Genomic DNA, 9,373 nt, shown 5'->3' on the forward strand with positions numbered 1-9,373 from the left:
CCATCTCACCGACGTCCATCACCCACTCCGCAGGGAACTTGCTCAGGTCCATACCGCTGCGATCAAAAATCTCAGTACGTGTAGCGCCCGGCAATACAGCCTGGACGCGCACACCTGCGGGGCTCACTTCGGCATGCAGCGACTGCGTCAGGCTCAACACATACGCCTTGGTCGCCGTGTAAGTCGCGTTGAACATCTCGGGAGCAAACGGCACGACCGAGGCAATATTGATAATCGAACCACGCCCCGCCCTGGAAAAGCCTTCCGCCGCCGCTGATGCCAAATGAGTCAGCGCCACAACGTTGAGCTGAATCATCCGGTCCAGGCCATCCAGATCAGATTCGGCCAATGTACCCACAGACGCCACACCTGCGTTATTCACCAACAAAGAAATCGAAGGGTCAGTGCGCAGCCGCTGTTGAACAGTATTCAGATCACCTTTGTCGATCAGATCGGCTTTGAGCACTTCGACTTTTACACCGGTTTCACGCAACCGCGTCGCCATTTCCTCAAGACGTCCCTGATCGCGAGCGACTAACAGCAGATCGTAGCCGCGCTTGGCTAAACGATCAGCGTAGGTAAAACCGATGCCGGAAGAAGCGCCAGTAACAAGGGCAGTGCCTTTGGTGTTGGAGGTGGTCATGGGAAACGACTCCTGGAGGACAGGGAATATGAATGGTTATATTACGGACATAATCAAGACCGGATTATATGATGGGTGACATGGAGAGTGTCAAGATGACCTAATCAAGCGCAACATGCGGACTGGGAGCATAGACCCTATGCGCCACACAGCCAGCTCGCCGGTGTATTGCCCTGCTCCAAACCAAAAAAGCCAGGCGTAAAAAAGGCTGATCGCAATGACCAGCCTCGTTTGCAACCGTCCTTTAATTAGTTGAGACCCACCTTGTCACGGTTCTTGTCCAGGATCGCCTTGCCGATCCCCTTCACTTCAAGCAACTCGTCAACCGACGCAAACTCTCCATTGGCTTCGCGGTAAGCAACAATGGCGTGGGCTTTTGCGCTGCCGATACCGCTCAGTTCCTTTTGTAGTGTATCGGCGTCTGCGGTATTGAGATTGACCTTGGTCGAGGGCTCGGCCGGCATCGCCACGGAGCTGACTGCGGCCGCAGGTGTCGGGGCGGGTTGCGGGGCGGGCGCGGCACTGACCGCAACAGAAGCACTCGCGAAAACGGCAAACAACAAAGACGAGAGTAAAGGACTGCGCATTGGTGAAGCTCCTTGGTGTTGAAGTGGGAAGCAGCGTTCCGACGCTGCATTTCAAAGGTAGCCGAGCGCAGCCATCCGTCAAAATGGCATGAGTTACCAAATATTAAGGGGCGAGCCGTAATTAATTTTTGCCTACCGTCGTTCAGGCAGGAACTAACGGGAAAAATGTGGTTTGCCTGGTGGCGCGTCTCACACGTGATAGCTCATTGAAATCACAGGCTATTTTTTGAGGGTTAAAACGTGGAAAACAATACCTGTCAAATTTCAGACGGATTAATATTCATAACGCGATACAAGTCGGACTATTGGCGTCTGTAAAATAATTTTATCGCTTGAACTGTGTGATTTTCCGGGTAAATTTAGCGTGGAGTAACGTGCGCGATACACCTCATCTGCGCGAATCAATCAGAGTTTTATGGATTTTCTGGAGCAACAATGGCGACTTTTTTACTGTGCTGGGCCGTCGTTTCGGTACTGGGAACGGTGATGGCTTTAACCCTGATAAACAGTGGAAAACGTAACAGCCGTAGGGTTGAGGCTGAGTTGGAGGGGAAAAGTCAGGAGTCCCAACCTGCGGCAGTCAAATCGTTTTAATTGCAGGGTATTGTGCCCACCCAGGGTCTACAGCGGGCAGCAACACTATAGACGTTCAGATACTCCAGCTTGGGTCATTGCCGTCCGGCAGTTTAGGTATTGTCGGCATTGGGCGATGCCAAGTTAACTATGGATGCGGTGTCTTTTTCCAGCGGGATACACGACGACATCCATGCACTCCGAGGCGTTCGCCGCATAAATATCCAAAACTTTGATGATATCGCGATTGCAATCCACGATAACTTCAGCATTTTTGATCAGGGAAATCTCATAGTCACTTTCAGCAAGCAAAGCTTCCAAGTAGTGTCCGAGTGAAACTCCGGAAATACGTTTGAGGAATGAATTAGATATTTCGCTGATGATAATCGGACGTTGCTCACGAATAACACGGTTCATACCCTTCAGCGCTAAATACTCGGCGCCTTCAATGTCCATTTTGATAAGGTCTACCGCTACGTCGGCATCAATAACGTCATCAAGCCTGACGCAGTACACCATGGTCGAATTGAGTCGGATCGCGAAATCGGCATCTATTTGTGTCACCGTTCCGCTGTTCCCCGCACAATCGTCGTAATTCAGAAATCCTTTTTTTTCTGCCAGTGCGAATGGTAAAATTTCGACGTTGTTCAGGCTATTCAATTCAATATTTGTATGCAGTATTTTGATGTTATAGGGATACGGCTCAACAGCGAAAACTTTGCCTTGATTTCCGACCCGTTTGGCGGCCAAAACAGAAAAGTAGCCAATGTTGGCGCCGATATCGATGAACGTCATGCCCTCTGCCAGTACTCGCAAAATAACTGCGGTCACGCCTGGCTCATACTCCTTGGCCGTTCTCAGCAAACCGCATACACCATCTGCGCTGCTTATACACAACTGCATACCCTCGAGGTCGAGCACTTCGTGCTCAGTATCACCCAAAGACACACGAGTCAATCCGCGGCGCTGGAACTCGTCACTGCTGACAAATTTTGTGACTAGTTGACTGAGATCGATACCCACAGAAAGACGATGACCGTGCCATTCTTTTTGCTCAGGGATTCGACCCAACAACAGCCTGAAGCAACCCACAATGTCCGCCTCGGTCGCCACGGGAGAGTACTCATTTTCGTACGGCGCCGGATCCAAGGCGTCAGCGGCGGACGAGGGCATAGATTTGAACCAGTCCAACAAACGTATAATGCCCACCGCACACCTCTCCTGACCAACCGTAAGATATTGCCCTTCAAGGCGTGGGCAAAATAACATGTGCCAGACGTTTTTTCATCGCCCGAACTTTTTTATGAGGTCACCACGAAACATCAGATTTTCGGCCCAAGCATTCCGAAATGCTCAAGATGGCCACTCATGTTAGTCCGCGCGCTTGCACCGAAACGAGACCGTCCCCATGCATGAAGAGGAAGATGTCTGTAGGGCGCTCAAGCGCTACAGCCCAAGGAGCTCCCCGCCAACGGTCGCTCTACCATTTAGGCATCCAACGACATAAGCGCAATGAGTTTGGTTGGGGACAGGCAATCGTTCCGTGCGAAAATTTGCTTGTCGCCAATTGTACGCCAGAGAATTCGTTCAATTTCTTCAACGACCTAAGACAACCCAACGATGAGTACGTGGGTAATCCGACGCGTGGCGAGCAAGCATTACCACGTTACAGTTCCCTCAAGCGCCTAGCTTCCAGTAAACAGATACAATAGTCCTCACCTTGCATGACAGCGCCGCCACTGCCATCCACTGTGACTTTTGGCGAGATATCGTCATCAGCGTTGAGGTGACTGGAATCATCGGCGCCATTGTCGTGAACCTTGGCTTTTTGGCCGTAACGCTGCGAGAACTGGCTGCAACCGGCGCGCCCCCTGATGGAATGATGCCAGATGTTGATACCCAATAATCCCGACCTCGATTTCCAAGACCTCAATCGCCGGATCGAGGCTGAGGCAAAGCGCTATCGCGCGGAAAACAATAATGAGCAAATTATGCCTTCGTTCAATCCAGCTCCTGAAGTTGATGTCCAAAGCTATGATTGGTCCCTACTGATCCTGCTCGATGACGAGGCGTTGATCAAGGCCGCCTATCCAACGTTACTCGGACGCATCGGGCAGCAGGCCGAGATAGAGCGAGACCTGCAGCATTTGCGCGCCGGAGTGGAAAAGTTCCAGGTACTGGCAGCATTGCGCTACTCATCCGAAGGCCGGGTACATGATGCAAAAGTATTTGGTTTGCGCCGGGCCCATCTTAAAAATGTGATCCAACGCATCCCATTCATGGGCAGTCTGTGGACGCAGCTTCATGTATTGTTTTCGGCCCATTCGCGGCACAGTGAATATGAGACGCGCTTGACCTTGTTGGGTCGGCAGTACAAGCTTCCGGTTGACCATGTTGGCGCTTATAAAGATAGAGTTCAGTATCAGCTTGCTACCTGGCAACAGCAGGCGCATGCACAACAGATAGCGCGGGAGCGTCAACAACTACAGCTTTTTGAAATGCAACAGCATTTTGAGCACCAATCAACACAAGTCCAAGAACTTCACACCCATCTGTTTAATTTGCAAACAGTATTGGATGAGCATCATCAAACTCAGCAGCTACAAGCGCAGGCCACTGAACATCTGACCGCGGAGCTGCAACAAACGCGTCAAGTTGAGCAGGAGCTGCGCATGCGCATGAGCCACATGGAGCGCGCGCCCGTATCTTCAACTACAGCAAAATCCACCCAAGAAGATATCGTTCCAGTCTCATCAGTGGTGCACGCAGGATTACCGGACAGTTTCTACCTTGCGTTTGAAAACCGCTTCCGCGGGACTGTTGAAACAATCCGTTCGCGCCTGTCTTATTACTTACCGCTGCTTGACGAGGTTGCACCGCTTCAATCAGGTTTGCCACTGGTCGATGTCGGATGCGGGCGAGGTGAGTGGCTGCAGATGCTTTCACCTAAATACCAGCGCTTCGGTCTTGACCTAAATGCGCTAAATATTGAAACCTGTAAAGAGCAAGGTTTGAATGTGTTGAAAAAAGACGCTTTGATTTGGCTTGCAGATCAAGCAGACAACAGCGTTGCCGTGATTACCGCGTTCCATGTTATCGAGCATCTTACGTTCGAACAATTTAATCTTTTGCTCGATCAATGCCTAAGAACTCTAGCCCCCGGAGGTTTGGTTATCTTCGAAACGCCAAACCCTGAAAACCTCATAGTAGCGGCGACAAATTTCTACACAGACCCGACACACCTCCATCCATTGCCGCCCGCCTTCACCGAGTTCATGTTGCAATTTAAAGGTTTCGATCAGGTAGCGATTCATCGCTTGAACCCAATCCCACCTAAATACATTATAAATGAAGACAATGAAGTTTCGCGTCGCTGCGATGCTTTGTTCTACGGTCCCCAGGATTATGCGGTCACGGCGAGCAAGCAACTGATACGCGTCTAGTTCGTATTGATCAAACCGCTTGATGAGATAAAAGGGCGCAGCGGCCTTGGATACTCGGGCATGGAGCCTTGGCAGTGGTCGAAGCGTGATTTCACCCAATCGATCACCTGCCGTGTGTAAAGCATCCGAAACTGAGCCGTGAGGTGATAGTTAGTATCGAAAAAATGATCTTCCGGATACATCACGTCCAAAGGAAAACCCACATAGCTGAGACCATTGGCCCGCGCCTGCTGTGGGAGGTTGGCGAAATAGTCATATTCAGTGCCTCTATGGTATTCAGATCGGTCAAGCATCGGCGGCGGAATGAATAGCGCACATCCTCCTGACATCTGCACTTCATCGGCCAACGCCTTCCAACTCGCCCAATTTGCATTCCAACTCTGCACTTGAGCTCCATAGGTCTCAGGCGCTGAGCGGGTTGCTCCCTCATGCATGGCCGCGCTTAGTTGACTGATGTCGCTGTAGTTCTGGTCACCATGCTCGTCCTGATGCTGCGGACCATACAGCCCGTTAACCTGAAACCCTGGCAGCAAACCTCGATAGCCGCTTATCACTCGGGTAAGCGGGGTCAACCATAACAATTGAGCGAGCTGCACAAGGCTGATGTCCATATGACGGAAACCCGGATTGCTCCACCAATACTCAATGAATTGCGCATTGATCGAATAACGGCCCTGAAACAATGGATACTCCACCGGTAACAACACCCAATCTCCCGGCGCTATCGCCTGGCGCGCATAGTGCTGCAGATACGGCGAAAGTATTCCGGCGTTTACCCCCAGATTCACTACGGGCCTGCCGAGTGCGCGCTCCAATGAGGGCGAATCGATGCCGAACATGGCAGCCGAACCGCCAACAATTACCAATTTCGGCCCCTGAACAGCAGCAGCCAAGGCCAGTTTATATTCGTAGGATTTCTCGACCCACTGGACCTGCGGCACTTGTTTACCCATCTGGCCCCACAGCATGAGAAGCCAAATTGCCGTTGCCATTGCCGTGCCGACGCACAGAGCCAACATAAATCCCTGCCGTCGTGAATGACCTTTCATCAGCACACTCAAAAGTTAAAGTACAAAAAGGCACGGTCCGGTTGACCGGCCAAAGCTTTCAGCACGAGAAACAAGCCTATGCCAACCAAAATACCCCGCCCGGTCGAACCTAGGCGCAAGCACAGCAAGCGACTGCTAGGCGTAATCAAGGTCATTATTAACAGACCTAGGCAGACTAGCGGCAGGCTATGGTCGATATGCATTGCCATTACTTCGTCCAGGACTGTTGATGGCGTCAATGACCAAGTCCAGTGCCAGTCGACCAAGCCCTGATATAGACGAAAGGCATCGGCAAGGGAGTCGGCACGAAATGGAATCCACGCTAGCATGACAATCACCAACGTTAGAGGTAGGGCAATCATGCGTGGCAAGTGCCAAGCGATGACTTGACGCCAGTAGTGATTAATCACCAACAGTACCCCGTGCAGCGCCCCCCAAGCCAAAAACTGCCAACCTGCACCATGCCAGAGGCCACCCAACAACATCGTTAGTAATACGCTAATACTGGCGCGCAACCGACCGTGACGATTCCCGCCCAGCGGGATGTAGAGGTAATCGCGCAGAAAGCCGGACAAAGTGATATGCCAGCGACGCCAAAACTCAATGATGGAAGAACTTTTGTAGGGCGAGCGAAAGTTAACAGGAAGCTTAATGCCAAACATCAACCCCAGACCAATTGCCATGTCCGCGTAACCGGAGAAGTCGAAATACAGTTGCAAGCCATAGCTCAAACCTGCCAACAGCACATCCGGTCCGGCCAATGATCCACCGCTGCTCACACGGTCGTACAACGAAGCCACTCCGGGCGCCAATGGATCAGCGAGCAAGACTTTTTTCATCAACCCCACGGTCAATAAACTTATGCCTAGTTGCCAAGCGAGCGGTCGATCAAACCAGCCTCTAGCGAACTGGGGAAATACGACCCGCGCATGAACGATAGGACCGGCAATTAGCTGCGGAAAAAAACAGACGAAAAAGCTGTAATCGAGCAGACTGCCGGTATCCCGAAGACGTCGCTGGTAGAGGTCAACATGCCAAGCAATTTTTTGGAAGGTAAAAAAGGAAATGCCCAACGGTAGGATGATATGCCACGTTGAAGATGACGCTACAAAACTCAAAAAGAACCCGGCGTATTTGAAATATGCCAGCACTGACAAATTAAATATCACCGCGACGATGAGCCAGAACCGCTTGTGATGCTTAACAAGCTGCCGCCCTAGGCCGTAGTTGACGAAAATCAGAACAAGTAGCAAACCCAGATAGCGCCAGCTCCACACTCCATAGAAAGCTAGCGACGCCAGTACCAGCATCGCAAGCGCAGGTCGCTCCAACTTAAAGTGGCGCAACAGCAGGAAGAAACCGAACACAATCGGCAGAAAAATCAGGAGAAACGAATACGAACTAAAGATCATAGCAACTACTTGAAAAAAGCCGTTAGCAGCGTGGCGCGACTTGCGGCCGCGCTTCGGCCTTTAAAGGAAGTCGCGATTACCGCGCTCCAGAAAACGTTCTATCGACACCTATTGAACCAACGCAATCGAGAAAGCCGCAGTAGACTTAATGGTCAGGTTCGTCCGTTGCCTCCTTACCTCCAGTTCATCCAGTATCCAACTGTATGAACTGGGCCCGAGAATACGCACTCTGGCTCGGTAATAAAACTCTCTCTGAAGCAAAGGCCTGGCTAATCAGGGTTGTGCCGCTAATGCAATCAACAAATTCCGCAACCTAGCAGAAATTGTCGACCATCCGTGATGACTCATCCAGGTTTTCTGTAGCGCCACCGGGCCAATGTCCAGATGTGTACGCAGACCCGACGCGATATCTTCACTGTCGGTGCCCGGTAGAAAAGTGACCGCGTCTGTTACGTCTTCAAAAATAGCCAGCGGTGTGCAGAATACAGGGCGCCCAGTGCTCAGTCCCCACCGCACTGCAGCGCTGGAGGATTCCTGGGTATGCTGGTACGGGAACACAATAGCGTCCGCCATCCCTAACCAAGACAAGGACTCTTCATCGCTAAGGTAATCAGTGATCAATGTCACTCGCCCAGACAGGTCTTGCTGTTGAATGCGTTGGCGGCAACTTTCCGCTAGTTCCGCTGATGCTGGCGCTGGATATTCAGCGTTCACCAACAGTAGGTGCAGATTGCTATCATGAAGCGCTAAAGAGGCGAATGCTTCGATAAGTTTCGATATGCCTTTGTGGGGCAACAGAAAACCGTAACTCGCAATAACGGTTTTGCCTTCCAGATCAGCCAAGCGCTGTTGAATGCCGGGCGCAGGTGGCGGAGTGTCGATTACGCCGTGGGGAAACATGAGCAGATTATCCCGCAGGCCAAAACTCTTGAGCCGGTTCAGGTCGCCTACGCTATGGACCAACAGACGCGCCGCCCCCGCAAGGGATTCGCGCAGGTCCCGCAGGCTCTTTAGGTGCTCGCCATGATAGACATCGGCCGTGGAATGGAACACCACTAGCGTGCGGATCGCTCGTTCGTGAGCCCAATCAAGCAGCGAAGCAAACGCCTGTAAATTATAAAAAGAGAAGTTGAATTGAAGCAGCAACATATCAACGCTGGAGCGCTCAATTGCGGTCTTCAAACGGTCCAACGAATCGCTATCTCCTGCGCTCCAGCAGCGTTCAATATTTTCTAGATCGGAGCCCATCAAGATCGCATCGTCATTGGCAAACACATGGAAATCCAATCCAAACGCAGGCTCCAGCAACTTGCTACTGTAGGCCGCGACGCCGCATGCGCTGTTCCAAGTAGTGACAGTGCCCAGCTTTGGCATTCTCTTAAGCAGTGGTTGCAAACGACCGTTAGCAATAGCGTTGATACTGGCCTTGGCTACTTCTGACCAAATGAAGCGGCCTCGGATCAAAGCCTCGGCGGCCTCGACTCGGGCAGCAGTCATGCTCTGTAGTTCGCCTTGCTGCCAAGATTGATGAAACTCGTTTAAGAGTTGTCTCAAATGCTCGACGTTGGGCTCAAACCACACCGACGCTCCAGCCTGCAAATGTGTCCGCGCACGCTCGTAACTATAATCGATCAGCCAAGCAGTCTGGTCAGTACAGAAATCCGTC

8 protein-coding genes are annotated in these 9,373 nt (G+C 51.6%); 1 reads left to right on the plus strand and 7 read right to left on the minus strand.

Going from position 1 to position 9,373, the window contains the following annotated elements; translation table 11 throughout:
• The 4 genes from M0974_RS29535 to M0974_RS29550 all read right to left on the minus strand — a co-directional run.
• Positions 1-643 (minus strand): SDR family oxidoreductase (locus tag M0974_RS29535; RefSeq protein ID WP_297845380.1); only part of this gene is annotated, 643 nt, incomplete at its 3' end.
• A gap of 248 nt (positions 644-891) precedes the next feature.
• Complete coding sequence (locus M0974_RS29540; protein WP_297845381.1) at positions 892-1,230, minus strand: helix-hairpin-helix domain-containing protein; 339 nt, start codon at positions 1,228-1,230, stop codon at positions 892-894.
• 717 nt (positions 1,231-1,947) lie between these two features.
• Positions 1,948-3,012: an FkbM family methyltransferase gene (locus tag M0974_RS29545; RefSeq protein WP_297845383.1), complete on the minus strand. Its 1,065-nt coding sequence runs from the start codon at positions 3,010-3,012 to the stop codon at positions 1,948-1,950.
• Positions 3,013-3,469: 457 nt separating this feature from the next.
• On the minus strand, positions 3,470-3,706 hold the full coding sequence (locus tag M0974_RS29550; RefSeq protein WP_297845385.1) for a hypothetical protein: 237 nt from the start codon (positions 3,704-3,706) through the stop codon (positions 3,470-3,472).
• Between M0974_RS29550 and M0974_RS29555 the strand changes: the two genes are divergently transcribed.
• Positions 3,693-5,246 carry a bifunctional 2-polyprenyl-6-hydroxyphenol methylase/3-demethylubiquinol 3-O-methyltransferase UbiG gene (locus M0974_RS29555; RefSeq protein ID WP_297845387.1) on the plus strand — a complete coding sequence of 518 codons (1,554 nt, stop codon included), beginning with the start codon at positions 3,693-3,695 and terminating at the stop codon, positions 5,244-5,246. The two genes, M0974_RS29550 and M0974_RS29555, sit on opposite strands and share 14 nt — an antisense overlap.
• Here the strand turns inward: M0974_RS29555 and M0974_RS29560 are convergent.
• The 3 genes from M0974_RS29560 to M0974_RS29570 form a co-directional block, all read right to left on the minus strand.
• Positions 5,243-6,265, minus strand: a complete 1,023-nt coding sequence (locus M0974_RS29560) for a hypothetical protein (protein WP_297845389.1) — start codon at positions 6,263-6,265, stop codon at positions 5,243-5,245. The two genes, M0974_RS29555 and M0974_RS29560, sit on opposite strands and share 4 nt — an antisense overlap.
• A 38-nt stretch (positions 6,266-6,303) precedes the next feature.
• Positions 6,304-7,707: an MBOAT family protein gene (locus tag M0974_RS29565; RefSeq protein ID WP_297845391.1), complete on the minus strand. Its 1,404-nt coding sequence runs from the start codon at positions 7,705-7,707 to the stop codon at positions 6,304-6,306.
• A gap of 273 nt (positions 7,708-7,980) precedes the next feature.
• Positions 7,981-9,373, minus strand: a 1,393-nt coding sequence (locus tag M0974_RS29570; RefSeq protein WP_367279067.1) for a glycosyltransferase, incomplete at its 5' end; no start/stop codon positions are given.

It is taken from the genome of Pseudomonas sp. (genome assembly GCF_026224925.1).
In the GTDB taxonomy this organism is placed as follows: Bacteria; Pseudomonadota; Gammaproteobacteria; order Pseudomonadales; family Pseudomonadaceae; genus Aquipseudomonas.